General features: G+C 63.2%; 27 protein-coding genes. 10 read left to right on the plus strand and 17 right to left on the minus strand.

What is annotated here, in order from left to right; translation table 11 throughout:
* Positions 1-5 precede the first annotated feature (5 nt).
* The gene (locus RPF88_RS00350; protein ID WP_013530043.1) at positions 6-440 is read right to left on the minus strand and encodes a DUF4383 domain-containing protein; all 435 of its coding nucleotides are present in this window, start codon (positions 438-440) and stop codon (positions 6-8) included.
* 859 nt (positions 441-1,299) lie between these two features.
* Between RPF88_RS00350 and RPF88_RS00355 the strand changes: the two genes are divergently transcribed.
* Complete coding sequence (locus RPF88_RS00355) at positions 1,300-2,238, plus strand: diacylglycerol/lipid kinase family protein (RefSeq protein ID WP_013530044.1); 939 nt, start codon at positions 1,300-1,302, stop codon at positions 2,236-2,238.
* 79 nt (positions 2,239-2,317) lie between these two features.
* Here the strand turns inward: RPF88_RS00355 and RPF88_RS00360 are convergent, their stop codons facing one another.
* The 3 genes from RPF88_RS00360 to RPF88_RS00370 are packed head-to-tail and all read right to left on the minus strand — an operon-like array spanning position 2,318 to position 6,056.
* The gene (locus RPF88_RS00360) at positions 2,318-3,235 is read right to left on the minus strand and encodes an NAD(P)-dependent oxidoreductase (RefSeq protein ID WP_127367138.1); all 918 of its coding nucleotides are present in this window, start codon (positions 3,233-3,235) and stop codon (positions 2,318-2,320) included.
* Entirely contained in the window at positions 3,232-4,443 is a 1,212-nt protein-coding gene (locus RPF88_RS00365; RefSeq protein WP_013530046.1) for a mandelate racemase/muconate lactonizing enzyme family protein, read from the minus strand. The genes RPF88_RS00360 and RPF88_RS00365 overlap by 4 nt, the downstream gene beginning before the upstream one ends.
* Positions 4,440-6,056, minus strand: coding sequence for a GMC family oxidoreductase (locus RPF88_RS00370; protein WP_027162132.1), 1,617 nt, complete (start codon positions 6,054-6,056; stop codon positions 4,440-4,442). The genes RPF88_RS00365 and RPF88_RS00370 overlap by 4 nt, the downstream gene beginning before the upstream one ends.
* A gap of 238 nt (positions 6,057-6,294) precedes the next feature.
* Between RPF88_RS00370 and RPF88_RS00375 the strand changes: the two genes are divergently transcribed.
* Positions 6,295-7,236: a phosphoribosylaminoimidazolesuccinocarboxamide synthase gene (locus RPF88_RS00375; RefSeq protein WP_337121377.1), complete on the plus strand. Its 942-nt coding sequence runs from the start codon at positions 6,295-6,297 to the stop codon at positions 7,234-7,236.
* 368 nt (positions 7,237-7,604) lie between these two features.
* Entirely contained in the window at positions 7,605-8,000 is a 396-nt protein-coding gene (locus RPF88_RS00380; protein WP_013530049.1) for an acyl-CoA thioesterase, read from the plus strand.
* 471 nt (positions 8,001-8,471) lie between these two features.
* On the opposite strand, the gene RPF88_RS00385 is transcribed toward RPF88_RS00380, so the two are convergent.
* Positions 8,472-8,840, minus strand: a complete 369-nt coding sequence (locus RPF88_RS00385; protein ID WP_024504168.1) for a winged helix-turn-helix transcriptional regulator — start codon at positions 8,838-8,840, stop codon at positions 8,472-8,474.
* Between the two features lie 89 nt (positions 8,841-8,929).
* On the opposite strand from RPF88_RS00385, the gene RPF88_RS00390 reads away from it, so the two are divergent.
* Positions 8,930-9,535, plus strand: coding sequence for an NADPH-dependent FMN reductase (locus RPF88_RS00390; RefSeq protein WP_064994510.1), 606 nt, complete (start codon positions 8,930-8,932; stop codon positions 9,533-9,535).
* Positions 9,536-9,594: 59 nt separating this feature from the next.
* On the opposite strand, the gene RPF88_RS00395 is transcribed toward RPF88_RS00390, so the two are convergent.
* Positions 9,595-10,704, minus strand: coding sequence for an MBL fold metallo-hydrolase (locus RPF88_RS00395; protein WP_337121378.1), 1,110 nt, complete (start codon positions 10,702-10,704; stop codon positions 9,595-9,597).
* Between RPF88_RS00395 and RPF88_RS00400 the strand changes: the two genes are divergently transcribed.
* Positions 10,683-11,609 carry a DMT family transporter gene (locus tag RPF88_RS00400; protein WP_024504166.1) on the plus strand — a complete coding sequence of 309 codons (927 nt, stop codon included), beginning with the start codon at positions 10,683-10,685 and terminating at the stop codon, positions 11,607-11,609. The two genes, RPF88_RS00395 and RPF88_RS00400, sit on opposite strands and share 22 nt — an antisense overlap.
* A 10-nt stretch (positions 11,610-11,619) precedes the next feature.
* Here RPF88_RS00400 and RPF88_RS00405 read toward each other — a convergent pair whose 3' ends face one another.
* Entirely contained in the window at positions 11,620-12,528 is a 909-nt protein-coding gene (locus RPF88_RS00405; protein WP_013530054.1) for an alpha/beta fold hydrolase, read from the minus strand.
* A 175-nt stretch (positions 12,529-12,703) separates the two neighbouring features.
* On the opposite strand from RPF88_RS00405, the gene RPF88_RS00410 reads away from it, so the two are divergent.
* Positions 12,704-13,243, plus strand: a complete 540-nt coding sequence (locus tag RPF88_RS00410; RefSeq protein WP_337121379.1) for a CGNR zinc finger domain-containing protein — start codon at positions 12,704-12,706, stop codon at positions 13,241-13,243.
* 54 nt (positions 13,244-13,297) lie between these two features.
* Here RPF88_RS00410 and RPF88_RS00415 read toward each other — a convergent pair whose 3' ends face one another.
* Positions 13,298-14,806 (minus strand): winged helix-turn-helix domain-containing tetratricopeptide repeat protein, encoded by a 1,509-nt coding sequence (locus RPF88_RS00415; protein ID WP_027162123.1) that lies wholly within the window; start codon positions 14,804-14,806, stop codon positions 13,298-13,300.
* A gap of 138 nt (positions 14,807-14,944) precedes the next feature.
* Here RPF88_RS00415 and RPF88_RS00420 point away from each other — a divergent pair, with 138 nt between their 5' ends.
* Positions 14,945-15,187: a DUF1127 domain-containing protein gene (locus RPF88_RS00420; protein ID WP_013530057.1), complete on the plus strand. Its 243-nt coding sequence runs from the start codon at positions 14,945-14,947 to the stop codon at positions 15,185-15,187.
* Positions 15,188-15,215: 28 nt separating this feature from the next.
* Here the strand turns inward: RPF88_RS00420 and RPF88_RS00425 are convergent, their stop codons facing one another.
* Positions 15,216-16,526, minus strand: coding sequence for a hemolysin family protein (locus RPF88_RS00425; RefSeq protein WP_027162121.1), 1,311 nt, complete (start codon positions 16,524-16,526; stop codon positions 15,216-15,218).
* Positions 16,527-16,601: 75 nt separating this feature from the next.
* Entirely contained in the window at positions 16,602-17,516 is a 915-nt protein-coding gene (locus tag RPF88_RS00430; RefSeq protein ID WP_027162120.1) for a LysR family transcriptional regulator, read from the minus strand.
* A gap of 127 nt (positions 17,517-17,643) precedes the next feature.
* Between RPF88_RS00430 and RPF88_RS00435 the strand changes: the two genes are divergently transcribed.
* Positions 17,644-18,666, plus strand: coding sequence for a zinc-dependent alcohol dehydrogenase family protein (locus RPF88_RS00435; RefSeq protein WP_063172910.1), 1,023 nt, complete (start codon positions 17,644-17,646; stop codon positions 18,664-18,666).
* Between the two features lie 11 nt (positions 18,667-18,677).
* On the opposite strand, the gene RPF88_RS00440 is transcribed toward RPF88_RS00435, so the two are convergent.
* The 4 genes from RPF88_RS00440 to RPF88_RS00455 all read right to left on the minus strand — a co-directional run bounded on the left by RPF88_RS00440 (position 18,678) and on the right by RPF88_RS00455 (position 22,074).
* Positions 18,678-19,385 carry an LssY C-terminal domain-containing protein gene (locus RPF88_RS00440; protein WP_024504161.1) on the minus strand — a complete coding sequence of 236 codons (708 nt, stop codon included), beginning with the start codon at positions 19,383-19,385 and terminating at the stop codon, positions 18,678-18,680.
* 74 nt (positions 19,386-19,459) lie between these two features.
* The gene (locus tag RPF88_RS00445) at positions 19,460-20,266 is read right to left on the minus strand and encodes an extensin-like domain-containing protein (protein WP_013530062.1); all 807 of its coding nucleotides are present in this window, start codon (positions 20,264-20,266) and stop codon (positions 19,460-19,462) included.
* Positions 20,267-20,382: 116 nt separating this feature from the next.
* Entirely contained in the window at positions 20,383-21,516 is a 1,134-nt protein-coding gene (locus RPF88_RS00450; RefSeq protein ID WP_337123832.1) for an extensin family protein, read from the minus strand.
* Positions 21,517-21,648: 132 nt separating this feature from the next.
* On the minus strand, positions 21,649-22,074 hold the full coding sequence (locus RPF88_RS00455) for a DUF3775 domain-containing protein (RefSeq protein WP_013530064.1): 426 nt from the start codon (positions 22,072-22,074) through the stop codon (positions 21,649-21,651).
* Between the two features lie 143 nt (positions 22,075-22,217).
* Here RPF88_RS00455 and RPF88_RS00460 point away from each other — a divergent pair, with 143 nt between their 5' ends.
* Entirely contained in the window at positions 22,218-22,757 is a 540-nt protein-coding gene (locus tag RPF88_RS00460; protein WP_013530065.1) for a tetratricopeptide repeat protein, read from the plus strand.
* Between the two features lie 271 nt (positions 22,758-23,028).
* Positions 23,029-23,502: a transcription elongation factor GreA gene (gene greA, locus RPF88_RS00465; RefSeq protein WP_013530066.1), complete on the plus strand. Its 474-nt coding sequence runs from the start codon at positions 23,029-23,031 to the stop codon at positions 23,500-23,502.
* Positions 23,503-23,741: 239 nt separating this feature from the next.
* On the opposite strand, the gene waaC is transcribed toward greA, so the two are convergent.
* Genes waaC through rfaD form a run of 3 tightly spaced genes read right to left on the minus strand, consistent with a single transcriptional unit; the run spans position 23,742 to position 26,649 of the window.
* The gene (gene waaC, locus RPF88_RS00470) at positions 23,742-24,716 is read right to left on the minus strand and encodes a lipopolysaccharide heptosyltransferase I (RefSeq protein ID WP_337121383.1); all 975 of its coding nucleotides are present in this window, start codon (positions 24,714-24,716) and stop codon (positions 23,742-23,744) included.
* The gene (waaF, locus tag RPF88_RS00475) at positions 24,713-25,720 is read right to left on the minus strand and encodes a lipopolysaccharide heptosyltransferase II (RefSeq protein WP_337121384.1); all 1,008 of its coding nucleotides are present in this window, start codon (positions 25,718-25,720) and stop codon (positions 24,713-24,715) included. Before waaF ends, waaC begins: the two co-directional genes overlap by 4 nt.
* Positions 25,693-26,649 carry an ADP-glyceromanno-heptose 6-epimerase gene (gene rfaD, locus RPF88_RS00480; protein ID WP_337121385.1) on the minus strand — a complete coding sequence of 319 codons (957 nt, stop codon included), beginning with the start codon at positions 26,647-26,649 and terminating at the stop codon, positions 25,693-25,695. Before rfaD ends, waaF begins: the two co-directional genes overlap by 28 nt.
* Positions 26,650-26,797 lie beyond the last annotated feature (148 nt).

The raw sequence follows: 26,797 nt of genomic DNA on the forward strand, positions 1-26,797 counted from the left end.
CCCGATCAGGCCGTGGCGAAGTGGTCGTGTACGCGCCTGGCTAGCCGGAAGCCGACATAGACGGCGAAGCCGCCAATGACGATGTGCGGCAGGTTGGCGAAGAAGCGGGCCGGGAATTCGATATCGTTGAGAGAGCGGAAGCCGTTGATGAAGATACCGGCATCGAGGCAGCCGGAACCGGTGACCAGCCCGAGCACGCCGTCGAAAAGGTAGACCGAGCCGAACAGCTTGAAATAGAACACTGCCTGGCGGTGCGAGATGAAGGCGGCGGCCAGCGCCCAGACGCCGGAGAAGGCGTGCAGCAGATCATCGTACCATTGCAGCGAGAACAGGCCGAACAGATTGCCGTCGGCATCGTTGAAGGCCGGTATGTAGCCGATGGCGACGACGCCGAAGAACAGGAAGGCATAGGCAACGGCAAGCTTCTGGACGAGCGTCATGAAGTATCCCCCTTCTACAAGCCCATTTGTAAACGCTACTCTGCCGGCCGCCTGACGCGGTTTTCTGCGCTTCCGATGCTCACGGACTCAAAGGTCCGCTGCGCTTCGGTTCTCGAAAACCACGCCATCCGACTCGGCAGAGCGCGTTTTCAAACGGGCTCTGACCAGGCGATACTAACCGATTTTAGCGCGTGGAAAAGCGGCGCTCGCAAGATCGCCGCCAAAGGGCATCGGGGGGCCAAAAAGACAGTCGGCGCCGGGATTTCTCCCAGCGCCTCCCTGTCAGATCAGGACACGGTCGCGGCAGCAACTTCCGTAAAGTCGTCGCGCCTTGCCGGCCTTGATTTTGACGGTCCTGCCAGTCCGCCGCCCGAGAGCAGCGTCCGTTCGGGACCACGCCGGTCTCCACCCTTGCGAGCTTTGCCCTGCGCACCATCGAAGGTTTTTGCCGTCCTTCATGGCAGCATCGGTCCGCCGTAGGCGTTGGCACGCTTTCCGCGGCCCCGTAGGTCTCGGCTCCGTCCCTCGAAACAGGCAAGCCTGCTCTCGCTTCGGGCCGTACGGGCCTCAGGAAATCCGCCTTTCACTTCGCCTTTCGGCTTGATGATCGGTAGCCGCCTGAGATGGGTTTAACGTACGCCGAGTAAGGGTCCTGGGGAATGGCCGCTGCCCTGTGGATAGCGGGATTACCGGGGATCGTTAGCCACAAACCGGGGAATTCGAGCGCCGGCTGCTTTAGACAGCCCGCCCGCTTTTTTGCGTACGAGCCGACAGCGCCCCTTGCTCCGCCGGTGGTCGCGGGCTTCAATGCCGGCAAAGGATCGGACCTGCATGTCCGGCGCCGGGGAGGGCGGGTATTTTGAAAGTCGGAGTGGTTCTCAACCCGATTGCCGGTGGCGGCCGGCTGAAACGGCATTGGCCTGATGTTGCCGTGTCGCTGAAAAAGCATTTCGGCGAATTCGAGCTGCGCGAAACGCAGGCCGAAGGCGATGCCGAAAGGCTGGCAATCGATCTCGCAATGATTGGCTTCGATCTGGTGATTGCGGCCGGCGGTGACGGCACCGCCAGCGAAGTGGCCGACGGGCTTCTGCAGGCGGCCCAGGAGAGCGGCCGGATCACTGAACTTGGCCTGTTGCCGTGCGGCACCGGCATCGATTTCGCGCGCGGGCTCGGCCTGCCGAAAGAGGTGGATGCCGTGCTGAAGCGGTTGGCCGAAGCCAAGGGCCGCAAGGTCGATGCCGGGCGCATCGGCTACATCGACGATCACGGCGCGCTGGCCAGCCGGCACTTCATCAACATCGCCAGTCTGGGACTTTCCGGCGCCACCGACCGCGCCGTCAATGCCGACAAGCGCAAGGGCAGGATGTCGGCCAAGGCACTGTTCCTGTGGCGCACCGTGGTGGAGTTCATCCGCTACCGTTTTCAGGACGTCAGGATCACGGTCGACGACGGCGCACCCGTCGAAGCGCGCATGGCGCTGGTGGCGGTCGCCAATGGAAAGTTCTTCGGCGGCGGCATGATGATCGCGCCGGATGCCGAAATCACCGACGGGCAGTTCGACATCGTCATCCTGCGCGCCGCCGGCAAGCTGAAGCTGATCTGGGACATCCGGCTGCTCTATGGCGGCCGGCACCGCAACCATCCGGCGATCACCATCCTGCGCGGCAGGAAAGTGGTGGTCGAGCCGCTCGGCGATGCGTCAGAGAATGGCGCTCTGGTCGATATAGACGGCGAGTCGCCGGGACGCATACCCGCGACCTTCGAGATCCTGCCGGGTGCATTGACGCTCAGATACTGAATCAAGCCGTTGACAGATTGATTCAGATGAATGCGCCCATCAATCCAACGTCCTGAAATCGCTTGATAACTGGCTGATGTCAGAGTTCCAGCTTGGCCGGAAAACCGGGCGCGCGCAGGTCGGTATCGACGGCATCCTCGAGCAATTTGACGATCTGGGTGGACCAGGCGCTGCCGCCATATTCCTGTTTGCCCATCTGGAAAATCTCACTCACAAGCGGCGCCAGTTGGAGCGGCAGTCTGAATTCCCTGCCCATCGCCAGCGCGAAGCCGAGGTCCTTCAGCGCCAGGTCCATGGTGAAGCCGATGTCGTAGGAGCCGTTGAGAATGAGCTGGCTTTCGGTCTCGTGGACGAAGCTGTTGCCGGAGGAGGCTGAGATGGCATGGTAGGACTGGGCGAGGTCGAGCCCGCCTTGTTTGGCCAACATCAGCGCCTCGCCGGCGGCGACGAGATGGATGAAGGCGAGCATGTTGGTGATCACCTTGATCACCGCCGCCGAGCCGACCGGACCCATCAGGAACGACTTTGCGCACATCGCCTCGATGGCCGGCCGATGACGTTCGTAGAGCGCTGGATCGCCGCCGACCAGCGCGGTGATCTTGCCAGCCGCCGCCAGATGCACGCCACCGGTGACTGGGCATTCCAGCGTCTCGACGCCCCTGGCCGAGGCGAGGGCCGCAAGGCGAAGAATCTCGTCGCGGCCGTTGGTGGACATCTCGATCCAGGTGCCGCCTTGGGGCAGGCCCTCCAGCAATCCGCCGGGTCCGGCCAGCACCGCTTCGCTGACCTTGGGCGAAGGCAGGCACGTGATGGCCTTGCCGGCCCGGGCGGCGGCCTCGGCCGGGCTGCTCGCGGTAGTGGCGCCGAGCGCCACCAGGCGCTCGGCGGCGGCCGGATCGCGGTCGAAGACGGTGACGGCAAAGCCGTTGCGGATCAGGCTGGCGGCAAGGTTGCCGCCGAGATGGCCAAGCCCGATGAAGGCGTAGCTTTCGCTCACGGCATCAGCGGCGTCTGCATCATCTGCAGATGCAGGTCCTTGCCCGTATAGGGATGCGCGTCGCAGACCGCTTCGTTCAACTCGACGCCGAGGCCGGGCTCCTTCGAGGGGATGACATTGCCGTCCTGCCACTCGATCTTCTTCTTCAAGAGCGTGGCGTGGAAACCGTCCCACTGCTTCAGCGATTCCAGGATGAGGAAATTGGGCAGCGTCACCGCCAGTTGGATGTTGGCCGCACCGACGATCGGCCCGCAATAGCAGTGAGGGGCGATCTGGATGTGGTAGGCCTCGGCCATCGCCGCGATCTTCTTGGTTTCGAGAATGCCGCCGGAGCGGCCGAGGTCCGGCTGCAGGATGGTCGCGGCGCGGTTCTCGATGACGCGGGCGAACTCGAACTTGGTGGTCAGCCGTTCGCCGGTGGCGATCGGGATCGAGGTCGCGCGGGCCACTTGCGCCATGACCTCAGGCATGTCAGGCGGCACCGGCTCCTCGAACCACAAGGGATCATAGGGTTCGATGGCGCGCGCCATGCGCAGCGCGCCGGACGCTGTGAACTGGCCGTGCGTGCCAAACAGGATGTCGGCGCGGGTGCCGACCGCCTCGCGGATCGCCTTGATCATGCGGGTGGACAGGTCGATATCGACAAGACGCGGCTGGTGGCCGTCGAAGGCGGTGTAGGGGCCGGCCGGGTCCAGTTTGACGGCGTTGAACCCCTGTTCGACATATTCGAGCGCGCAGGCGGCGGCGAGATCGGGGTCGTTGTAGACGTTCTTGCCGTGCGCATCCTCGGAGTGGACGCTGCCGGTGTGCGGGTAAAGATAGGTGTAGGAACGCAGCGTTTCGTGCACCTGGCCGCCGAGCAGTTTGTAGACCGGCTTGTCGGCCTCCTTGCCGATGATGTCCCAGCAGGCCATTTCCAGCGCCGAGAAGCAGCCCATGCCTGACACGTCGGGCCGCTGGGTGAAGCCGGACGAATAGGCGCGGCGGAAGAAGTTCTCGATGTCGTGCGGATCGCGGCCGACGAGATAGCGCTCGGCCATGTCCTCGACCATCCGGGCGGTAACATGGGCGGAGAAGGTGGCGTTGTAGGCCTCGCCATAGCCGACCACGCCGCCATCGGTGGTCAACTTGACGAAGATGAAATACTTGCCGCCGATGCCGGGCGGCGGATTGTCGACAACCCAGGTCTTGACGTCGGTGATCTTCATTTTTGGTCCTCCAGAACCAGTTCGGCGCCCTTCCAACCGGTCATGATCGAGGCGGCGTTGGTGTTGCCGGTGATGTTGTCGGGGAAGATGGAGGCGTCGATGACGCGCAGGCCGTCGATGCCGTGCACCTTGAGACGCGGGTCGACGACGGCGCGCGCCGGATCGGGCCCCATGCGGCAGGTCGAGACCGGATGATAGACGGTGCCCGAGCGCTTCCTGAAATCCTGAATCAGGTCTGCATCGGAAGTGATTGACGGGCCTGGCAAAACCTCTTCCTCGATGATCTCGGCCATGGCAGGCATCGAGGCGATCTTGCGGACGAATTTCACCGCCGCCAGCATCTCCTCGACATCGGCATTGGTGGAGTAGGCATTGGCCGTTATCCTGGGGTACTCGCGCGGATTGGCCGAGCGGATCATGATCTCGCCACGGCTCGACGGGCGGCAGTTGGACAGGCCGATGGAAAAGCCCGGCCATGGGTCGGGCGTCAGGATGGGACGCTCGCCGCTCTTGGGAATGACGGTCGAGAATGCCTGGAAATAGAGCTGCATGTTGGGCCGCGTCGCCGCCGGGTCGGTGCGGAAGAAGCCACCGGCATTGTTCATCGACAGCGACAGCGGGCCCGAACGGGTCAGGATATATTGCATGCCGACCAGCAGCTTGCCCCACCAGGGACGCAGCGTCTGGTTGAGCGTCGGCAGCTTGCCCTTGAAGGTGTAGTTGATGCCGACATGATCCTGCAGATGCGCGCCGACATTCTCGTTGGCGTGGACCATCCGGATGCCCAGGCCTTTCAGCAGCGCGGAAGGCCCGACGCCGGACAGCTGCAGCAATTGCGGCGAGTTGACCGAGCCGCCCGACAGGATGACTTCGCGACCGGCACGCGCCGACTTCGTCTCGCCGTTCTGCTGGTATTCGACACCGACGGCGCGCTTGCCCTCGAACAGCACCCTGGTCGCCAGCGCCTTCATCTCGACGCGGACGTTGGCGCGCTTCATCGCCGGGCGCAGGAAAGCGCGCGCCGCCGACATGCGGCGGCCGTTGCGGGTCGAGATCTGGTAGACGCCGACGCCTTCCTGGGCAGCGCCGTTGAAATCCGGGTTGAAGGGCAAGCCGGCCTGCTGGCCGGCGGCGAGATAGCGTTTGGTCAGCGGGTGGACGGCGCCCGAACAGTCTGTGACATGCAGCGGGCCGCCGACGCCGCGCCATTGGTCCGCGCCGGCTTGGTTGTCCTCGAGCGCCTTGAAGGCGGGCAGCAGATCGTCATAGCCCCAGCCGGGATTGCCGGCGGCGGCCCAGGCATCGAAATCCTCGCGCGCGCCCCTGATCCAGACCATGGCGTTGATCGAGCTCGAACCGCCGAGCAGCTTGCCGCGCGGCCAGTGGTCGGCATTGCCGGCGAGCCCCGGGTCCGGCTCGGCCTTGTAGTTCCAGTTGACGTCGGGATCGAAGAAGGTCTTGCCGTAGCCGAGCGGCATCTGCACGTAGAAGCGGCGGTCGCTGCCGCCGGCCTCCAGCACCAGCACCGAGAAGCGCCCCGAGGCCGACAGTTTTTCAGCCAGGACCGAGCCGGCCGAGCCGGAGCCGACGATGATGAAATCATAGGTCTGCATGATGGAAATGGGAGGCTCCGAAAAATTGGCTGCAGCCTAGACGCGACGGCATTCCGAAGTCGCCGCGCCATCCGGCATCAGTTGTGAAAAAAGCGACCGTCGAACCGATCAGGTTTGCGGGGATTCCCGACAATCGCGCTTGATATCTATCGTCCCGACAGCCTATGCGATGGCACTATCTTGGCGCATAACTTTTCGGAATTATGCTCTGGCCACTCTGCGGAAGGCAGGAAATCATATGCGGACCCTCCCTGACGCGTTCATTCCCGAACTGCCGGGCCACTACAGCGGCAAGGTCCGCGAAAACTACGATCTGGCGGATGGCCGGCGCATCATCATCGCCACCGACCGGCTCAGTGCCTTCGACATCATCCTGACCTCGATCCCCTACAAGGGCGAGATACTGACCCAGACGGCGCGCTACTGGTTCGAGGAAACCGCCGATATCTGTCCGAACCATGTTCTCGAATACCCCGACCCGAACGTCGTCGTCGGCACAAGGCTCGACATCCTGCCGGTCGAGATCGTCGTGCGCGGCTATCTGGCGGGAACCACCAGCACCTCGATCCTGACTCGCTACAAGCGCGGTGACCGTGACATGTACGGCATCCGCCTGGCGGATGGCCTGCGCGACAATGAAAGACTGGCGGAGCCGATCATCACGCCGACCAGCAAGGCCGCGCATGGCGGCCATGACGAACCGCTGTCCAAAGCGGAGATTATCGAGCAGGGCCTGCTTACGCCAGCGCAGTGGGACACCGTGTCGGACTACGCCTTGCGGCTGTTCGGCTGCGGCCAGCAGCGCGCCGCGGAACGCGGCCTGATCCTCGCCGACACGAAGTACGAATTCGGCACCGACAAGGATGGGACCATCATTCTTGCCGATGAAATCCACACCCCGGACAGCAGCCGGTACTGGATCGCATCGAGCTACGAACAGGCGCTCGCCGACGGCAGCCGGCCGGAGAGTTTTGACAAGGATTTCGTCCGGTCGTGGGTCTCGGCGCGCTGCAACCCCTACAGCGACCCGATACCTGAGATACCGGCCGAGATCGTCGAACAGGCCTCGCATGTCTATGCGCAGGCCTATGAGGCGATCACCGGCAAGGAGTTCTCTCCGGACCTTTCCGGGAACAGCGTGCTCGATCGCATTCGCACGAACCTCAGGCGCTATTTCTGATCGATCTTCGCCGGGTGATGCGAACTGCCGTCCCATGGCCATGCCCAGGGTCTACGAACTCGGGTTAACCGGTCCTCGGAAACCTTCGCCGGTGTGTTGGCTGACGGAGCAAACGAAAAACCCGCCTGTGCGGCGGGTCACTGGCGCAAATCAGCACCATAGGCAAAAATGTACCATAGCTGAGGGCACCCAGTCAAGAAAAAATTCCTATCGTGAAAAAGCTGCCCGGCAAAAAGGCTGCCGACACCGCGCGCCGGCTGTCGCAGGTCTTTTGCCAGTCCGAGCCTGTGGCCATGCCGTGGCTCGTTGACCTTCTGGCGCCGTGACGATACGGGATCGAGGGCAGCCAGTCTCGAAGGATTTCTCGCATGGTGCACTACGCTGAAGGACGGCCGCTTGGCGATCTGACGCTGCGCACCCTGGCCATGCCTTCGGACGCCAATGCGGCGGGCGACATCTTCGGCGGCTGGGTGATGGCGCAGATGGATCTGGCCTGCGGCATCCGCGCCGCCGAGCGCGCCAAGGGCCGCGTGGTGACGGCGGCGGTCAAGGAAATGTCCTTCGCCAAGCCGATGAAGATCGGCGACACGCTGTGCATCTACACGCATGTCGAGCGCGTCGGCCGCACCTCGATGACGCTCAAGGTCGAGGCCTGGGCGCAGCGCTACCTCTCCGACCTGATGGAGAAGGTCACCCATGCCGATTTCGTCATGGTGGCGCTGGATGGCGAGGGCAAGCCGAAAGCGGTTCCCGCCGAAGGCTGAGGCAAGCCGTTTCTCCCAGGCTTGGTCATTTGTAACAGCGCCCGTGCGGGAGGCGCTTTTCGCGACATCCAACGGTTGCCTCCATGCCCGATCCTGCTGCAATCGGAGGAGAGACAATGCGTCAACATCTGCTGAACGGTTGGCTCGTGGCGGCCCTGGTCGCGACGACCTGTCTGCTCGGCGTGACCGCTTACGCGGAGGTGAAGGAAGACATCTCGCGCGTCGCCTGCACGCGTGGAGGACAGGCTCCTGGCGAGCGGGGCGCACGGTGTGATACCTGTGCCGCCGCGCGATGTGATGTGCGCGCATCAGGAGCCTGAGCGGCAGCCGTCAGGGGACCGCATGAGCGGCAATCCGCCAGCCAAACCGGCGCGTGCATTCGGTTCAACGATCCGCGCAGCCGAGATAGAATTTCCGATCAGACAAGCCGGATGTTGCGTGCGGGGCTGAATCCCTTGCCGCGCAAGGGTTTCAGACGCGGGCGCCGTCGAATTTTTCGCGCGCCGCCTTGACGCGCATGGTGTTGGCGCGCGCCCATTCGCTCAGTGCGCTGACGGGGATCAGCAGCTCGTGGCCGAGCTCGGTCAGCTCATAATCGACGCGCGGCGGAATGGTTGGAAACACGGTGCGGGTGACGAAGCCGTCACGCTCCAGCCCGCGCAAGGTGGTGGTCAGCATCTTCTGCGAGATGCCGCCGACGGCTGCGCGCAATTCGTTGAAACGCAGCGGTCCGTCGCCCAGCTTGCCGACGACCAGAACGGTCCATTTGTCGCCGACGCGCTGCAGGATTTCCGAGATGGCGCGGCAGTCTTCGGAGCGGTGTGGGTGCCTCGGTAACAAAAAAGTGCCTTCTTGTGCATCGCGTTTGCAGTATCTCATATAGCGCAGGTATCCAAATGATACCAGTACTTCGTGCAAGGAGAGCCCTTATGTCCAAACCCAGAATTGCCATCGTCGTCGGATCGACGCGCGCCGCTCGTTTCGCCGATGTGCCAACCCAGTGGATCGCCAAGATCGCCAAGTCGCATGCCGACATCGATGTCGAGATCGTCGACCTTCGCGACTTCCCGCTGCCGTTCTTCGACGAAGTCGCATCCTCCGCATGGGCGCCGTCGCAGAACGAAGTGGCACAGCGCTGGCAGAAGAAGGTCGCCGAATTCGACGGCTTCATCTTCACCGCCGCCGAATACAATCATGGCCCGACCGCCGTGCTGAAGAATGCCATCGACTACGCCGCCAATGAATGGAACAAGAAGCCGGCCGGCTTCGTCGGCTATGGCAGCGTCGGTGGCGCTCGCGCCGTCGAACAGCTCCGCCTTCATGCCGTCGAATTGCAGATGGCGCCGGTCAAGTCGGCCGTCCATATCGCCTGGGGCGATTTCCTCGCCGTGCGCCAGGGCGAGAAGAAGCTGGAAGATCTCGAGCATCTGAACCAGGCCGCCACGGCGCTGGTCAACGATGTTGCGTGGTGGGCCAAGGTGCTCAAGGCAGCGCGTCAGGCCGATGCCGTCGCCGAGGAAGTCAAGGCGGCCTGACCGCCGGTTCGATTTATCCTCCCAAGGATATGGGGCGGCGCTTGCGCCGCCCTTTTCAATTATAGCGGCTCGAATCGAAAGCTGGCGCCGGATCGGACGACGCGGCCAACACCGGGCGAATCCAGGTGCGCGCCGGCAACGAAACAATGATCGTCGGCAGCAAGCGCCAGCAACCGCAACCGGCTTTCGCGCGCCTGGTCCTGATCGGCATCGAATTCCCACGTCACCTCAGGTCGATCGAACTGAAGCGATGGGACGTGAACGGTGTCGCCCCAAATCAGGAGGCGTTCGCCGCCGCCAGAAACACGAAAGCAGCTGTGTCCCGCTTCATGGCCATGAGCGTCGACAATGTCGACATGTGTCCCGATACGGTCTCCGGCTTCGAAGGGTTCCGCCATGCCGTGAAATCGTTCGAGCCGCGCTTCGGCACGAAAAAAGCCGAGCTCTTCCGCGGGAACGAGCAAGCGCGTCAGGCGCGGGAAAGCGTCGCGGCCGTCGGCAAGCACAAGACCATGGATGTGGTCGAGATGCGTGTGGGTGAAGCAGACGGTACGGACTCGTCCGGCATCGATGTCAGCTTCGTCCAGTGCCTCGGGAAGTCGGCCCATGGTCGGATGCCAGGCGTTCGAGGCGCCGGTATCGATCAGGATGATCCCGTTTCCATCGTCGATCGCGAAGGCATTGACGGAAAGCCTGAGTTGACCATCAACCAACGTGACTTGTTGCGGCAATTCATCGCCAAATGGCTTGTCGCCGCGTTGCCGAAGCCGTCCGATCGGCATGTCGACATAGCCATCGCGCAAGGAGATGATGCGCAAGTCACCAAGATTGTAGGTCTGATAAAGGCCGCCTGAAGCTATGCGGTGCATTTTTTCCGATCCGTCTGTAGACAATCGACAACATGCGACGGGCCAGCTGCGTCGGCAACCCGCCCCGTCAATTCGATCTGTGCCATGTGTGCGTGCGTCGCCTGCCGTGGCCGGATGATGCAGTCGGCGAGGCGGTCCGTTTCGTTCAACTCGCCGGCATGGTGCTGATACCCTGATGTCACGATAGCCTCGGCCCAATCGGGGTTGGACTGCTACATCGACCGGGCTGCCATCTGGTCGCGCCCTTTGCCCTGATATATCCGGCTGCGATCCGTCACATGAGTGAAGCCGTGAAGACATCCAGCCCGACCGGCGCCGTTTCCCCGATGATCCCGGTGCTCGTATGCGCGCTTGCGATCTTCCTGCTGTCCGGGATGGATGCGGCGATGAAGATCCTGGTCATCGCGGTCGGGGTCTACAACACCTTGCTGTGGCGCAGCATGGTCGCGGCCGTGGTCGCGGGCGCAGCCTGGTTGGCGGGACCACGCTTAAAGCCGACCATTCCGGTGCTGAGGCTGCATGCGCTGCGTGCCGCAATTGTCGGCGTCGTGCTGATATCCTTCTTCTGGGGCTTGGCCAGGCTGCCGCTCGCGGAGGCGATCGGGCTCAGCTTCGTGGCGCCCTTGTTTGCGCTGTTTCTCGCCGCGCTGCTGCTGGGCGAACGGATCCGACGCCAGGCTGTCTGGGCATCGTTGGCCGGCATCGCCGGCGTCGCCATCATCATGGCCGGCCAGTTCGGGCAGGCAGACTATTCGCAGGACGCCATGCTCGGCACGGCAGCGGTGCTCGTATCAACCGTGTTCTACGGATACAATCTGATCCTCGCCCGGCAACAGGCGCAGTTGGCCAAGCCGATCGAGATCATGCTGTTCCAGAACCTTTGCGTTGCCATCCTGCTCGGCCTCGCGGCACCCTGGCTTGCCGTCGCCCTGCCGAGCGATCTTTGGCTTCCTTTGGCCGGGGTGACGGTGCTGTCGCTCGCCGGGCAATTCCTGATGAGCTGGTCCTACGCCCGCGCCGAAGCGCAATATCTGATCCCGACGGAATACTCGGCCTTCATCTGGGCGGTCGCGCTTGGCTGGTTCTTCTTCGGCGAGGAGGCGACCTGGACCACGCTGACGGGAGCGTGCCTGATCGTCGCCGGCTGCCTGATCGCCGCGCGGGCCAATCCCAGGCTTGCCGAGCCCATCGAAGTGGCGGTTTGAACGTCGACGTTCAACGCCCCGCAGGATCGCGAAATACCCCAGTCTCCACCTCGTGCATGAAGTGAGCGATGAGAGCCGCGCATTGGCGATGATGCGTTTCGAGAAGCATGTGCCCGCTCTCAAAGACATGGATTTCGACGGCGTCGAGATCGCGGCTGTAGGCCATGATCTCGTCCAGCGCGAAGAAGGCGTCGTGGCGCCCCCACAGCACCAGGCATGCTGGCTGTTGGTCGCGGAGATAGGCCTGGATGGCCGGGAAGCGCGCGATGTGCGAACCATAATCGGTGAAGAGTTCGAACTGAATGTCGGTGTTGCCGGGCCTCGCCAGGCGCTCCGTATCGAGATACCAACCCTCGGGCGGAAACAACACTTTCAGACGCTCGGGGAGACCGCCGATATACTGATTTCGGGTCCCCTCGAAATTCATCCAGTCCGGCAGTCTGGCGCGGTTTTCTTCAGTCGGTTCGGCGAAGAACGCCTTCGGCGCGTCCCATTCCGGTCCCAGCCCCTCGTCATGAGCGTTGCTGTCCTGGGCGATCAGGCCGAGGATGCGATCCGGCCGCCGTGTGGCGAGATGATAGCCGACGGGCGTGCCGAAGTCAGTGATGTGGAGGAAGAATCGCTGGAGGCCGAGGGCCTCGATGAAGGCTTCGATCGTGCTGGCCAGGTTGTCGAACGTGTAGTCATAGGCATCGATGGAAGGGGCGGACGAAAAGCCGAAACCGGGCAGATCCGGCGCCACCACATAGGCTGTCTCCGCCAGCGGTTCGATGACATTGCGATAGACGTGCGACGAAGTCGGATATCCGTGCAGCAGCAGGATTGCCGGTCTGCCGGGATCGCCGGCATGACGGTAGAAGATGTCGAGGCCGTCGACATTGATGGTTTCGTGGCGGGTCTTGTAACGATTGCTGCACATCCTCTCCCTCCCAGGGGTTCCGCGCCGATCTGGCGACGCGCTGGCTTTGACACCACGTATCCGTATGATAGTGGTTACATCATGTAACCGTATAATCCGGTTAATGAGGTTATGTTCCATGGGCGATGCATACACCGAATGGGTACCGGATCACTTCATAGGCGGGCATCCCGCTTTGGACCTGTCGAACGCCGTGTTCGACCGGCGGGCGCCGGCAGCAGACAATGAACTCTTCAAGTCCGTCCGGGATGTTGCGAACTGGTTCAGCGCCTCAGGGCTTGCCGACGATCGCCAGGCGCAGGCCGTTGCCGAGATAGCGGATGGGCGGTTCGTGGAAGGGGTCCGCGAAATGCGGGAGGCGTCATTTCAGGTTTTCGATCCAATCGCCGCGGGCAAACCGTCTGCGGTCGAACCGCTCGGCGTGTTGTTCTCGCGCACGGCAAGCTCGCTTGCCGCCGGGTCTATCGAGCTGGATGGCACCAGGCCGGAGCTTGCCCTTGGCCGGTGGCGCGATCCGGACGCCGTCACCGCGTTGCTGGCCATGCTGTCCATCGAAGCGTTCTTCACCCTGCCGCGCGACAGGCTGCATTCCTGCCCTCGCTGTGGCTGGCTTTTCCTCGATACGTCGCGAGGTGGCAAGCGGCGCTGGTGCAGCATGCGCACCTGCGGCAACCGCGAGAAGGTGTCGCGCCACCGAGATCATACCGACGTCTAGACTGGGTTAGCGCACCACGTCGCCTTTGCTGCGGGCGGGCCGGATGCCGGCGCGTCACTCCGGAAGACCGGCCTTGCGAAAACCATCGACGAAATGCTCGAGCGTAGCGGCGTCGCGGAATGGCTCGGTCGTCGCCCAGTGATGGGTTGTGAAATGCGGGTTGCCGACGAGGAACAGTTCAGCCTCTGCGCGCGCCTCGTCGAGCCGGCCGAGTTGGGCCATGCTTGCCGCCAGGAAACGGCGTGAGCTTGTGCGATAGGTCTCGTCACGGCGCAACGTCTCGATAGCGGCTTGGTAGTCGCGCGCCGCATATTGCGCCTGGCCGAGCGTCAGATAGTACCAGCTCGCCGGAAACGGGTTCAGCCGGAACGCCTTGCCGATGTGCTCGAGGCCCTCTTCGACCCGTCCGGCCAGGACCGCGATGTCGGACAATGCCGCCCAGGTGTCGGCCTCGTTCGGGTCGAGCTCGATCGCTTTGGCGAATTCCGCATCCGCTTCAGTGAAGTTGCGCTCATAGGCAAGCAGATAAGCCAGGATCCAGCGACAGCCGGCATCGTTGGGATCGATCGCCACCGCCTTGCGCGCCAGCTCCAGGGCAACGCTGCGGGCAGCCTCGGTTGGTCCGCCCCAATGCACCTGTCCCATCCAGTGGTTCATGGCAAGCCAACGATAGGGCTCGGCATAATCAGGATCGAGCGACACCGCGCGCGTCAGCATCAGATGCGCTTCCTGCGCCATCTGCGGCGAGTCGTCGATCAGCTTTCGCGCCCGCACGCAGAGGTCGTAGGCCTCCAGATTTCGCGGCCGATTGCGCGGCGGCGGCGCGCGCAGCCGGCCAAGCAGCGCTTCCACGATCTTGGCTGTCACCTCGTCTTGAACGGCAAAGATATCCTCCAGGCCGCGATCGAAGCGTTCCGCCCACAGATGATCGCCACTCATGGCGTCGACCAGCTGTGCGTTGATGCGCATGCGCCCCGCGGCGCGTCTTGCACTGCCTTCCAACAGGTAGCGCACGCCAAGATCCCCGGCGATCTCGCGCACGTCCATCGCTTTTCCCTTGTAGGCAAAGGTCGAGTTGCGGGCGATGACGAACAGGCCGGAGATTCTGGACAGGTCGGTGATCAGGTCTTCCGTCAACCCATCCACGAAGGGATCCTGCTCGGGATCGTTGCTGAAATTGACGAAGGGCAGCACGGCTATCGACGGTTTGTCGGGCAGCGGCAAGGGTTTTCGCCTGGCCTCGCCCAGCTGTTCGACGGCCCCCGTGAAACGGTAGCCGACGCGCGGAACGGTGGATATCCATTCGCCGTTGTCGCCGACGGGGCCAAGCAGCTTGCGCAGCTGCGCGATCTGGACGGTGAGATTGCCTTCCTCGACGGCCGTGCCCGGCCACGCGGCGTCCATCAGCTCGGCTTTTCCGAGGATTTCGCCGGGCCGCCCGACGAGTGCCGCAAGCAGGCTCAGCCCGCGATAGCCGACGGCAACGGGGACATCGTTCCGAAGCAGCGTTCCCGCACGCGGATCAAGCACGAACGGACCAAAGGCAAAACGCGATCCCTGCATAGGCGCATCTATAGGGCCGCTCTAGCTCGTTTGGAAGTTTTGGGAACTATTTGGGAGGGCTTAATTACGGCGCCGTCCGTATCGCGCAGAATTCAACCCCATCGAGAGCCCAGGCCCTCAAACCATATGGAGGTTGCCATGACCAATACCCTCACTTGTGCAGCGCGGCCGGGAACGCCTGTGCGGCCGGCATCGCGCCGGCTCCTGAAGACCCTGCGAAGCATCATCGCGAGCTGGCACGATCGGACCTGGCGCGAGCGGATACGCTTTCGCTGGCAGCTCAGGCAAATGTCGAAGGACAATCCGCATCTGATCGACGATATCGGCCTGACGATACAGCAGGTCGAGGGAGAGATCGCCAAGTCCTTCTGGGAACGATAGAGCGAAATGCCGCAAATCGCGTCGACCGTCAGCGCACCGCCTCGCGATGGGCGCCGGCCAGGCGGGTGGCGATCAGCTTGTCGATGCGGCGGCCGTCGAGATCGACCACCTCGAAGCGCCAGCCCTGCGCGTCGACGCATTCGCCAGTCGCCGGCAGATGGTGCATATGCGACAGCACATAGCCGGCGACGGTTTCGTAATCGCGGTTTTCCGGCAGGTCGATGCCGAGAATGTCGGCCATCTCGTCGGCCTGCATGTAGCCGGCGAGCAGCCACGAGCCGTCCTCGCGCTTGACCGCGTTTTCCTCGTCGCCGGCGTCGGTGTCGGCGCGGAACACGCCGGTGATGGCTTCCAGAATGTCGGCCGGGGTGACGATGCCTTCGAAATGGCCGTATTCGTCATGCACCAGCGCCATCGGCACGTCGGATTCCTTTAGCTTCTGCAGCACATCGAGCGCGTCGGCCTGGTCGTAGACGATGGGGGCTGCGCGCACATGCCTGCGCGGATCGAGCACGCGGCCGGCAAGCAGTGCGGCCAGCACATCACGCGTCTGGACGACGCCGACCATGACGTCCACGCCGCCGTCGCCTGCCGGCAGGCGCGAATGCTGGGTTTCCATGAGCAGCTTGCGGATGGCCGCCTCGTCGGATTGCAGATTGATCCAGTCGACTTCGGTGCGCGGCGTCATCACCGCGCGCACGGCGCGGTCGCCAAGCCGCATGACGCCGGCGATCATGCGCCGCTCGTCGGATTCGATGGTGCCGTGATGCTCGGCCTCGGCGACCAGCATCTTGATCTCCTCGTCGGTGACCTTTTCCTCGCTTTCGCCGCGCTGACCGAGCAGCCACAATATGGTGCGGCCGGAGAAGTCGAGCAGGAAGACCAGCGGCGCCGACACCGTGGCGAGGATGGTCATCGCCGGAGCGACCCTGGCGGCGACCCGCTCGGGATCACGCAACGCGATCTGCTTGGGCACCAGCTCGCCGACGATCAGCGAGAAATAGGTGATGATAGCAACGACGATGCCGACGCCGAGCGGGTCGGCGACAGTCTCGCGGATGCCGGTCGAAGCCAGGAACTGCGCCAGCCGTTCGCCGAGCGTGGCGCCGGAAAAGGCGCCGGAGAGGACGCCGACCAAGGTGATGCCGATCTGCACCGAGGACAGGAACTTGCCGGGATTTGAGCCAAGATCAAGGGCGCGGCCGGCGCCATTGGTGCCGCGGTCGATCATCGCTTTCAGCCTGGCCGGGCGCGACGAGACGATGGCGAGCTCGGACATCGACAAAAGGCCGTTCACGCAGATGAGGACGACCACGATAGCGATTTCGACGTATAACATGAGCGGTCAATAGCATTGTGGCGCGGTCTTCGAAAATAGTCCGGCGTGATTTTTGAGAAATGACCGGTATTTCGCTCACGCGGCATCCCAGGGCGGCGCCGAAAAATGTTCGACGAGGGCGTCGACGACAACCCGCACCTTTGGCGTGAGCGCGCGCGTCACCGGCCAGACGGCATGCACGACGATGTTCTCGACCAGGCATTCCGACAGCACCATTTCGAGATCGCCGCTTTTGAGGCTGTCGGCGGCCAGCCATGTCGGCAGGAAGGCGATGCCGCAGCCGGCGAGCGCCGCATCCAGCATCGGTTCGCCATGGCCGAGAACGAGCCGCGCCTTGGGCACGAAGGTTGCGAGATGGCCGTCGGAATGTCTGATCACCCAGGGGCGGACGATGCCCTCGCGACCGTAGCCAATGACGCTGTGATCGGCGAGATCCTCGACCGATTGCGGCCGGCCATGCCTGTCGAGATAGTCGCGAGCCGCGCATATGGCCGAGCGCTGAGCGTAGAGGCGCCTGGCCGCTAGCGACAGGCTGTCGTCGAGTTCGCCCATGCGGATCGCCAGGTCGATGCCCTCCTCGATCAGGTCGACGCGGCGGTCATTGAAGGAGACTTCAACCGTCAGGTCCGGAAATTTCCTCGAAATCTCGAACAGCACGGGGGCGACGCAGCGTCGGCCGAAGGCCAGCGGCACGTCGACCCGAAGCCGGCCAGACGGGACCTGCCGACGCGAGGCGAGCAGCGACTGTGCGGCTTCGATCTCGGCCAGGGCCCGGACGCAGGCTTCATAGTAGCTGATGCCTTCGCTGGTCGGACTGAGACTGCGGGTGGTGCGGTTCAGCAAGCGAACGCCGAGCCTCTGCTCCAGCTGCGCGATCGATTTGCCGATCGCCGACTTCGTCACATGCAGCCGCTCGCCGGCGCTAGTGAAGCTGCCGGCCTCCACCGCCTGAACAAACGCAACGGTGCCTTGCAGGTCGGCCGTTTCCATGGCAATTTCCTATTGTCGACTTTTAGTCCGCAATCAGTGTCAAATTATACCGCATGGAAGCACTATTTTCTATAGTCGAAAGGCATAAATGTCTCGCCTGGCATCAATGCACGGAGCGCGAGACGACATGAGCACCCCAATCAACAGATCCTGGCAGATGAGCGGTTTTGGCCTGTCGAGGCTAAGCCAGGTGGAAGGCAAGGTGCCCGAGCCAGGGCCGCACGATTTGCTGGTGCGGACCAAGGCCGTATCGCTCAACTACAAGGACAAGATGATCGTGGACGGCGTGCTGATCCCCGACCTTGCCTTTCCCTTCGTGCCGACATCCGACGCGGTGGGCGAAGTGGTGGCCGTCGGCAGTGCGGTCAGCCGCTTTCAGGTCGGCCAGCGCGTGCTTGGCCAGGTGATCGCCGATTGGCCGGATGGCGACGCACCGCCGGTGCTGCATAAGCACACGCTGGGGTCGTCGCTGTCGGGTATGCTTTCCGATCATGTCATCTTCGGCGAGGACGCCGCGGTGCTGGCGCCGCCGTCGCTCGGCGACATCGAGGCCGCGACATTGCCGATCGCGGCGCTGACGGCCTGGTTCGCCATGGCCGAGGCGACCAAACCGGTGCCGGGTCAGACCATTCTGATCCAGGGCACCGGCGGCGTGTCGCTGTTTGCGCTGCAGTTCGCCACTGCGTTCGGCCTGCGCGCCATCGTCACCTCAAGCAGTGATGAAAAGCTTGAGCGGGCGAGAAAGCTTGGCGCCTGGCAAGGGATCAACTACCGCACGCAACCGGCCTGGGACGATGCCGCGCGTGAGCTGACGAACGGGCTGGGCGTGAACCACGTGCTGGAAATGGTCGGCGGCGACAATGCAAGGCGATCTCTGAACGCGCTGGCCGCCGACGGCCGGCTGTCGATCATCGGCCTGCTGGGCGCGATGGAGCTCAGCTTTCCCATCCTGCCCTTCATGCGCAACCGCATCACCGTGCAGGGCCTGTCGATCGGCCATCGCCGTGCTTTCGAGCGCATGAATCAGGCGATCGAGGCGCTGGCGATCAAGCCGGTCATCGACAAGGTTTTTGGCTTCGATGAGGTGCCGCAGGCCTTGCAACATCTGGAGAAAGGGCCGTTCGGCAAGATCGTGATCACCACGACCTGACTTTTGCGATGTCATGGCAACTGCTTCAACACGCCGACAATTGCCTCGCCGTCCGTGAAATAGGGATCGCCGCCGCCATTGCGTCCCGCCTTGGTGGCGCCGACGCCCGATATGTCGCTGGTCGAGAGCAGCATGCCGGCAGTGGCCAGGTCGCGCATCAGGAAATCGCGCTCGGCGTCGATGTCGGGGCCGATATGGTGGGTGACGGCGCCGGTGTCGTGGCTGAAGCCGACGCCGCGATCGAAGCTGGCCGAGCCCAGCCACAGCGGCCGGCCATCGTCGCCGCTTGCATCGGTCTGCCAGAAGCGGACATGATGCCGTCGGTCGGCGCTGATGCCCTCCGGCTTTTCGAAGGCGAGATCCTGGGCACGGCCATCGAACAGCAGCCTGCTGACCGGCGCATCGGGATAGGGGTGGTCGAACAGCACGCTTTCACCGATCTCGATCGCGGTCTTCAGGGTGACGGCGTCGGCGGTGTCCCAGCCGGCGACGGCAAAGGCGTGGACCACCTCCTTCTGCGTGCCGACAAGGCCGACATTGATCGGGTCGCCCGGAATGCCTTGCGGCGTGTGCGTCAGCATCTCGAAGCGATGCGTGCGAAAACCTCGATCGCGGAACGTCCAGAATTCCGGTGCGGCGAAATAGGCGAGCGCCAGATACGCGGCCAACAAGGTCGCCGTCCAGATCATAATGCGTCGCCGAACGCTTCGTTGACTCATGAATGCCGCTCAAATGTTCCGGCATCACATTAGGCGTTGTCATGGCATTCAGGCAAAGGATACCCGGCACCGATCTAACGGCAGGCGCGATAACCGTTCTTGCGGTTCTTGATGTCGAAATGAAAATGGTTGCGGTGGTCGTAATTGTAGCCGGGGCCGAGCACGGTGGTGAAGTACTGGCAGCCGTCGGCGCGCACATTGTTGAGGAAGCCACGGGTGCGGAAGGCGAACAGGCCGGGCTTGCGCACGTCGATGTCGTCGCCATTGTTGAGCTCGATGCTCATGACGTCGAGCGCATTGCCCTTGCCGTGTTCGGACAGGACGCCTTCGCCGGCAATCCGGCGGCAGGAATAGCTGGAGCCCTGGTGTATGGTCTTGACGCCGGAGAAATAACGCCAGCGGGCGGAGGGAACGAGTTCGTTCTTCGTCCAGCCGGCAAAGGTAGCTGCCATGTCGCAGGTCAGGGTTGCGGCGGGTTTCATCTGGATGTTGCCGATGGCCGAGACCTTGACCGGATAATCGATGCCGCACTGGCCTTCATGGATCGGCGCCAGGTCGGTGTAGGCGACATCGAGGCGCTTCAATTGCTGACGGCAGTCGGTTTCGCTGGCCGGCATCTGCTCGACGGGCGACATCGGCTCGTCCATGCGCGGATAAGCGGCCTGCGTCATGTACGGATTGGAAGGGACAAGCTTCTGCATGCCGGCATATTGCGGCACGGCAGCCGTCTGCGCGCCGACGTCGACGGCCGGCTGCAGCGACAGCACACTGCCGGTGTTGCAGGCGGAAAGCGCCGCCAGCGCCAGACCGGCGGTCAGCATTGCTGCATATTTTGACTGGCGCGCGGTGGCGAAAAACACGGCCCGAAATTTGCCGGCCATTGGCGGAATCCCGTTGATGGATATCCGGCATTTTAACGATCAAGGGTAAAGGAAAACTCAGCGTCCGCGTTCATGCCTGCGGCCGAATTGCGGCACGCGGCCTGGATCAGCCATGATCACTGGCAGAACGTTCCGCCATGACGGCGCGGTTCGAGATCGAGATGGAAATGCAGGGAATGATCGGCGTCGGCGCCTGGGCCGAGCACCGTCTTGAAGGGTCCGCAGGCGGCCTTGCGAACATTGTTGAGGAATTTGGCGTCTTTCTCCGGCGGCGCCGGGCCGACCTCGATCTTCTTGCCGTCCGACAGCGTGAAGCTGGCGATGTCGAGCGCGTTGCCGAACGCGTGTTCCGACAGTTTTCGTGTGCCGTTGCGTGGCCGGCAGACAAAAGCCGATGCCTGGCCGATCGATTTCAGGTCCGCACCGAATTCGGCCTTTGCCGCCGGCTGGATGACATCGGCGGCAAAATGCGCCGTCGCCTCGGCCATCTTGCAGTTGAGCTCGGTTCCGGGGGCAATCGCGATCGACTTTCCAAGGGTCTTCAGCACGATGGGGTAGGGAATCGAACAGCCGATTTCGGGCTGGCTTTCCGCCTTGTGCTCTTCGAATTCGACGCCGAGCGTCTTTAGCCGTTCGCGGCATGCGACTTCCTCGGCCGGCATTTTTTCATCTGGCACGTCGGCCGAGCGCGGATCGGGCAGCATCTTCTCCTCGTCCGCGTCCGCCGGCTTTTGCGGTGGCTGCGGGGCGACGGTTGGCGGCTGGGCCTCGGGTTCTGCAATGTCAGGCTTTCGTGTCGGCGTTGGCGCGACGTCCGGCGGCTCCGGCTCGTTTTCCCCGGTTGATGGCTCCGGAGCCAATGGCTCGGGACGTGCCTGCTTTTCCTGGTGGGATTTTTCTTCCTTGAAACGGTCGGGCGCTTCCGCGGCCTTCGGCCCTACGCGCTTTTGCTCCTCGATCTTTGAAGCTTCAGCCTTTGGTGCGTCCGCCGGGCGTGGTTCGGGCACCGGAATGCCGGGTTGGGTTATCGGAGTGCCGGGTTCGGGCACGGGAACATCGGCAGGCGAGGGCAGCGATGCCTGCGTTTTCTGCTGTGTCTGCTTTGGCGTGACCTGCCGGTGGCGCCGTGGTTTCAAACGCTTTCCGCCCCTTGGTTTCAGGGGCTGGTCGGCTCGTGGTGTCAGCGGCTGCTCGACCCGCGGCGTCGGGGGCTTATGATGCCGATGGCGATGTCTCGCCTCGACCGGCATCACCAGCAAGGCCGTGACGGCCACGGTCAACGCAATCCTGCATATTCGGGAAAAGACGATCGACCCCATCGCCCTCAACGGCGCCGACGCAAGGTGGTTGCCTTGGCCGCATCACGAACGGTAACCGCTCCGTTACGCACCGATCGCTTCCAGCCCTTCCTCCAGCCAGTCGGCGAGCAGCGGCATGCCAAGCAGGTATTTCGCGGTGCGCTTGTTGGCGCGTTCGCGCGCGGCGGCCAGCGCGTCCGCCCATTCGGTGGCGTCGTAGTCGCCGCGACCGACCCAGGCCAACGCGATCAGCTCGGCTGCTTCGTCGACATTGAGGTCGTTGATCAGCTCGCGCAGCTCTTCTTCGGTCAGGTTCTCGGAGCTTTCCTCGGCAAGGCCGTCATGGTGATGGTTGACATGGGACTCGCCGTCGAGTTCGACCTCGTGCTCGGCGCCATCGGCATAGTCTTCATTGACGGCCGCACTCAGTGCCTTGGCCTTGAGGATGAACAGGCGCACCGTGTCGGGGCCGATCGAAAGCTCCCAGTCCTTTTCAAGCCGCCGCTGCAAGGGCCGTCTCCCTCAGGTCGTTTGCCGGATGATAGCGGATTTGCGGCATCCGTCACCTGATGTTCTCCCGCCCGCATTTTTCCGGGATGAAACGCAAGCCGACCGGCGTTAGTATTGCATTCTCACCCCTCCAGGAGGTTTCGATGCATAAAAGAATGCTGATCCAGGCTGCGACCGCGCTTCTCGCGCTGCAGTTCCTCGCTGTTCCCGTGTACGCCGCCGGCAGCGGCGGCAGCGGCGGTGACGAAACCGTCACCCAGTGCAAGAAGGGCCAGGTCTGGGACAAGAAGAAGAAAAAGTGCGTCGCGCCCCAGGAAGGCATGCTCGACGACGACAGCATCTATGATGCAGGCCACGCGCTGGCGATGGCCGGGCGCTATGACGAGGCGATTGCCGTGCTCAGCCTCGCCGCCAACAAGCAGGATCCGCGCATCCTCAACTATCTCGGCTATTCGCACCGCCATTCCGGCCGCGTCACCGTCGGCCTCGGCTATTACGAGGAAGCGCTGCGCATCGATCCGAACTACACGCTGGTGCGCGAATATCTCGGCGAAGCGCATCTGCAGATCGGCGATCTGGCCGGCGCCCAGCAGCAGTTGATGGAAATCGAGAAGCGGACCGGCAAGGGTTCGCGTGAATATGGCATGCTGGCCGAGCAGATCGACCATTTCATGAGAAGCTGAAAAGATCCCAGGGCTCTTCCAAGCGGCCGCGAGCGATCGCGGCCGTTTTTTGTTGCCCCCGGTCTCATTCATCGCCCCCGACTGATGAAAACGGGGATGATTTTAGCAAAACCGATTTTTGGGCGTGAAAAACCCGCTGACATTGCTATATTCAGGGAAATTGCGGTGAAACGGTTCCGTAAGCTCGAGGCTGCCGGACCCGTTTTCTTTTTGTACCCATCGACAAGGCTTTCCCCGATACGCGGGGGTGGCAGCAGGAAAGGCAGGCATCATGAACAAGGTCCCGATGACAGGCGAGGGGTTCGCGTCATTGAAGGAAGAACTGCGCTGGCGCCAGCAGGAAGAGCGGCCGCGCATCATCGAGGCGATCTCCGAAGCGCGCTCGCATGGCGACCTGTCCGAAAATGCCGAATATCATGCCGCCAAAGAGGCCCAGAGCCTCAACGAGGGCCGCGTCAACGAGCTTGAAGATTATATTGCGCGCGCCGAGGTGATCGACGTCAGCAAGCTCAGCGGCGACAAGATCAAGTTCGGCGCCACCGTGGTGCTGGTCGACGAGGACACCGAGGAAAAGAAGACCTACCGGATCGTCGGCGACCAGGAGGCGGACGTGAAGTCCGGCCGCATCTCGATCTCCTCGCCGATCGCGCGTGCGCTCATCGGCAAGGAAGTCGGCGATGCCATCGAGGTCAACGCGCCTGGCGGCGCCAGGGGGTATGAGATCGTCCAGGTGCAGTTCATCTAGGACCTTTGATAATTCTACTCTGGCGGCCGACTACAGCGCCGCGCGTCCTCTCGGACGCGCAAAGGACGCTGTAGGATTTTCAGTTAGCGCATGATCCCTTTCCGAAAATCAATTACGATTTTCGGGGGCATGCGCGGGCGGTTTTCTGCGCTTCCGGTGCTCACGTACTTTAAGTACGCGCCGCTCCGGTTCTCGAAGAACCACGCTATTCGACTCGCCAGAGCGAATTCTGAAAGGTCCTATGCCGGCGCTTGTAGTTTAAGTGCCAATAGCTTTTCTGCTTCCGCCACTACCTGCACCGGCACAACACGCCCCCCATGCGAGGCCAGCAGTGTCGATGCGTAGCGTCCGCGCGGGCCGGTCAGACCCGGCTCTGTTGCCAGGAAAATTGCGACCGTCGGCAGGCCAAAGGCACTGGCAAGATGGGTCAGCCCGGTGTCGGCGCCGATAACCAGCGTCGAGCCGCCGATAGTCGCGGCGATTTCGGACAGCGGCGATTTCGGTACCACGATCGTTGACGGCACGGCGCCTGCGATTGCCTCGGCCACGGTTTTCTCACGCTCGTTCGACCAGGTCGTGACCGGCGTCATCCCCCGCTCAATCAGGAGGCGGGCGGTTCCGATCCAGTCTTCGGCCGGCCATTTCTTGTCTTCGCGGCTGGTTCCGTGCAGCAGGAAGGCGGTTTTTCCAGAAGTGCCCGCCAGGGTGCCGGCGGGCGGCACGATGCCGGAGTCCAGCGTCGAAAGATCGGGCTGATAGGCGAGCGCCAGGCCAAACAACCGCCGCGTCCGTTCGATGGCGTGGAGATCGCGCGGGACGGCATACGTGGCATCGTAGAACAGCGTCGCCGAGGGTTCGCGCGCGCTCGAACGGTCGAAGCCGGCAATGGGTGAGCCCGCCTGTCTTGCCACCAGGGCCGATTTCAGCAGGCCTTGCGCGTCGATGACCAGATCGTAGCGGCAATTGCGCAAGGTGCGGCGCAGGGCGGCCGCCTCGCGCCAGGTGGCGCCGTCAAGCAGCGCCTTGCGCCAGCGCCGGATCGCCACCGTATGAATCTTGTCGATCGCCGGGTGAAGCGCGACGATTCCGGCGAATGCCTCTTCGACGCACCAGTCGAAGGTCAGGTCCGGGCGGTGGCGACGGGCATCCTCGACCGCCGGAAAGGTGTGGATGACATCGCCCATCGACGACGTCTTGACGATCAGCACCTTCATGCCGCGGCCGGAATTTCCAGCAGCCGGTCCGCCGCTGCCGCGACCTGGCCGACTTCCAGCGTCTTCAGGCAGTTGAGGTGGCCGAGCGGACAGACCTTCCGGTGGCAGGGCGAGCACGACAGGCCGAGCCAGACCAGCTCGCGGCGCTCCGCCAGCGGTGGCGTGTTTTCGGGCGAGGTCGAGCCGTAGATGGCGACGATCGGCGTGCCGACGGCGGCCGCGACATGCATCAGTCCGCTGTCGTTGGACACAGCCAGCCTGGCGGCGGATATCAGGTCGATGGCGTCCTCCAGCCGCGTCTGTCCGGCGAGGTCGACGACGCCGGGGGCCAGGGCTGCGATCTCCGCCGTCACGTCGCGGTCGTTCTTCGAGCCGAACAGCGCAACCTTCAAGCCTTTGCCCATGAAGCCGCTGGCAAGCCCGGCATAGCTTTCGCTGGGCCAGCGCTTGGCAGGGCCGAATTCCGCGCCGGGCATCAGGGCCACGAATTTCTGCGGCGCCAGCCCGAAACGGCCGAGCAGGTCGACCTGGTTTTTCGTGTCCACGCTAAGCCGGGGCGCCCGGAAACTGCCGCCCTGGGCAAGGCCGAAATAGGCCTGCGCGGTGCGTCGTTTGATGCTGTCGGGCAATGGCACGATGTCGGTCAGCAGGCCGTAGCGCATCTCGCGCAGATTGCCGACACGGCGCGGAATGCGGGCAAAGAACGGAATCAGCGCCGACTTCCAGCTGCCCGGCAGGATATAGGCCATGTCGTAGCGGCCGCGCAGCAGGCGGCCGAAGCGGCGGCGATGGGTGAATTCGAGCGCGCCGGGTTTGAGCGGAAAGTCGATCTGCTGGCGGATTTCGGGCATGCGCTTGACCAGGGGTGCTGCCCAGGCCGGCGCCAGCACATCGATGGCGGCGTTGGGATGCAACTCCTTCAGCGCCGAAAACAGGCACTGCGCCATCACCATGTCGCCCACCCAGCGTGGGCCGATCACGAGGATCGTTGGGCTTTCAGCCATTCGACATAGTCTCTGACACCGGTTTCCACTGTCCGGAATTGGCCATTGTAACCGGCCGCGCGCAAACGGGACATATCAGCTTGCGTAAAGCTCTGGTAGCTGCCCTTGAGATGGTCGGGAAAGGGGATGAATTCAATCTCCCCTTTACCCAACGTGTCGATCACCGTTTCGGCGATGGCGCGGAAGGGCTGGGCACGGCCGGTGCCGCAATTGAAGATGCCGCTTGAGCCCCGTTTCCACAGCCACAGATTGACGTCGGCGACATCGCCGACATGGATGAAGTCACGGCTTTGTTCGCCGGGTCCGAACCCGTCATAGGCGCCGAACAGTTTCGGGTTCTCGCCTCGCTCGACCTGGTTGAACAGATGGAAGGCGACGGAGGCCATGGCGCCCTTGTGCGCTTCGCGCGGGCCATAGACGTTGAAGTAGCGCAAGCCCACGACCTGTGAATGGTCGGCCTGCCCGGCGAACACGGTTCGCCTGACATGGTCGTCGAACAGCTTCTTGGAATAGGCGTATACGTTGAGCGGCCGTTCCAACGCGGGATCCTCGAGGAACTCCGAGCCGCCGCCATAGACGGAAGCCGAGGAGGCATAAAGGAAAGGCACGCGCAAAGTCTGGCTTGCATGCAGCAACCGTTTCGAGAAGGCGTAATTCACCTCCATCATGAATTTGCCGTTCCACTCGGTGGTGGTCGAGCAGGCGCCCTGGTGGAACACGGCCTCGATGCGGCCGAGCGAGCCGGCCTCCATGCGGGGCAGGAAATCGTCCTTGTCGAGATAGTCGGCGATCTTGAGATCGGCAAGATTGACGATCTTGTGACCGTCGGTAAGGTCGTCGACGACGAGGATGTCGTCATGCCCTTCGGCATTCAGCGCGGCGACGATGTTGGAGCCGATCATGCCGGCGCCGCCCGTGACGATGATCATGAAGGACCTCTGGTTGCTTTGCGATTCCGGTCCTTATAGGGGAGGCTAGCCGGGCTGTCGACAAAGCCAGGTGCATGCGCCTGTCCTGCCATTTTATGCGCTTGTCTGTTTTGTCCATTTTGTCTATTATGGACAAAACAGGGTATCC

It is taken from the genome of Mesorhizobium sp. ISC11 (assembly GCF_037162595.1).
GTDB lineage: Bacteria > Pseudomonadota > Alphaproteobacteria > Rhizobiales > Rhizobiaceae > Mesorhizobium > Mesorhizobium ciceri.

Excerpts from the sequence above, each read along its gene's own strand:
- RPF88_RS00370 (WP_027162132.1), bottom strand. The coding sequence starts at position 6,056 with ATGCAGACCTATGATTTCATCATCGTCGGCTCCGGCTCGGCCGGCTCG.
- RPF88_RS00450 (WP_337123832.1), bottom strand. The coding sequence starts at position 21,516 with ATGCCGGTCGAGGCGAGACATCGCCATCGGCATCATAAGCCCCCGACG.
- RPF88_RS00420 (WP_013530057.1), top strand. The coding sequence starts at position 14,945 with ATGACCAATACCCTCACTTGTGCAGCGCGGCCGGGAACGCCTGTGCGG.
- RPF88_RS00400 (WP_024504166.1), top strand. The coding sequence starts at position 10,683 with ATGAGTGAAGCCGTGAAGACATCCAGCCCGACCGGCGCCGTTTCCCCG.
- rfaD (WP_337121385.1), bottom strand. The coding sequence starts at position 26,649 with ATGATCATCGTCACGGGCGGCGCCGGCATGATCGGCTCCAACATCGTC.
- RPF88_RS00445 (WP_013530062.1), bottom strand. The coding sequence starts at position 20,266 with ATGGCCGGCAAATTTCGGGCCGTGTTTTTCGCCACCGCGCGCCAGTCA.
- waaC (WP_337121383.1), bottom strand. The coding sequence starts at position 24,716 with ATGAAGGTGCTGATCGTCAAGACGTCGTCGATGGGCGATGTCATCCAC.
- RPF88_RS00395 (WP_337121378.1), bottom strand. The coding sequence starts at position 10,704 with ATGTCTTCACGGCTTCACTCATGTGACGGATCGCAGCCGGATATATCA.
- RPF88_RS00460 (WP_013530065.1), top strand. The coding sequence starts at position 22,218 with ATGCATAAAAGAATGCTGATCCAGGCTGCGACCGCGCTTCTCGCGCTG.
- RPF88_RS00435 (WP_063172910.1), top strand. The coding sequence starts at position 17,644 with ATGAGCACCCCAATCAACAGATCCTGGCAGATGAGCGGTTTTGGCCTG.
- RPF88_RS00425 (WP_027162121.1), bottom strand. The coding sequence starts at position 16,526 with ATGTTATACGTCGAAATCGCTATCGTGGTCGTCCTCATCTGCGTGAAC.
- RPF88_RS00350 (WP_013530043.1), bottom strand. The coding sequence starts at position 440 with ATGACGCTCGTCCAGAAGCTTGCCGTTGCCTATGCCTTCCTGTTCTTC.
- RPF88_RS00405 (WP_013530054.1), bottom strand. The coding sequence starts at position 12,528 with ATGTGCAGCAATCGTTACAAGACCCGCCACGAAACCATCAATGTCGAC.
- RPF88_RS00415 (WP_027162123.1), bottom strand. The coding sequence starts at position 14,806 with ATGCAGGGATCGCGTTTTGCCTTTGGTCCGTTCGTGCTTGATCCGCGT.
- RPF88_RS00365 (WP_013530046.1), bottom strand. The coding sequence starts at position 4,443 with ATGAAGATCACCGACGTCAAGACCTGGGTTGTCGACAATCCGCCGCCC.
- RPF88_RS00375 (WP_337121377.1), top strand. The coding sequence starts at position 6,295 with ATGCGGACCCTCCCTGACGCGTTCATTCCCGAACTGCCGGGCCACTAC.
- RPF88_RS00390 (WP_064994510.1), top strand. The coding sequence starts at position 8,930 with ATGTCCAAACCCAGAATTGCCATCGTCGTCGGATCGACGCGCGCCGCT.
- RPF88_RS00440 (WP_024504161.1), bottom strand. The coding sequence starts at position 19,385 with ATGAGTCAACGAAGCGTTCGGCGACGCATTATGATCTGGACGGCGACC.
- RPF88_RS00380 (WP_013530049.1), top strand. The coding sequence starts at position 7,605 with ATGGTGCACTACGCTGAAGGACGGCCGCTTGGCGATCTGACGCTGCGC.
- RPF88_RS00430 (WP_027162120.1), bottom strand. The coding sequence starts at position 17,516 with ATGGAAACGGCCGACCTGCAAGGCACCGTTGCGTTTGTTCAGGCGGTG.
- waaF (WP_337121384.1), bottom strand. The coding sequence starts at position 25,720 with ATGGCTGAAAGCCCAACGATCCTCGTGATCGGCCCACGCTGGGTGGGC.
- greA (WP_013530066.1), top strand. The coding sequence starts at position 23,029 with ATGAACAAGGTCCCGATGACAGGCGAGGGGTTCGCGTCATTGAAGGAA.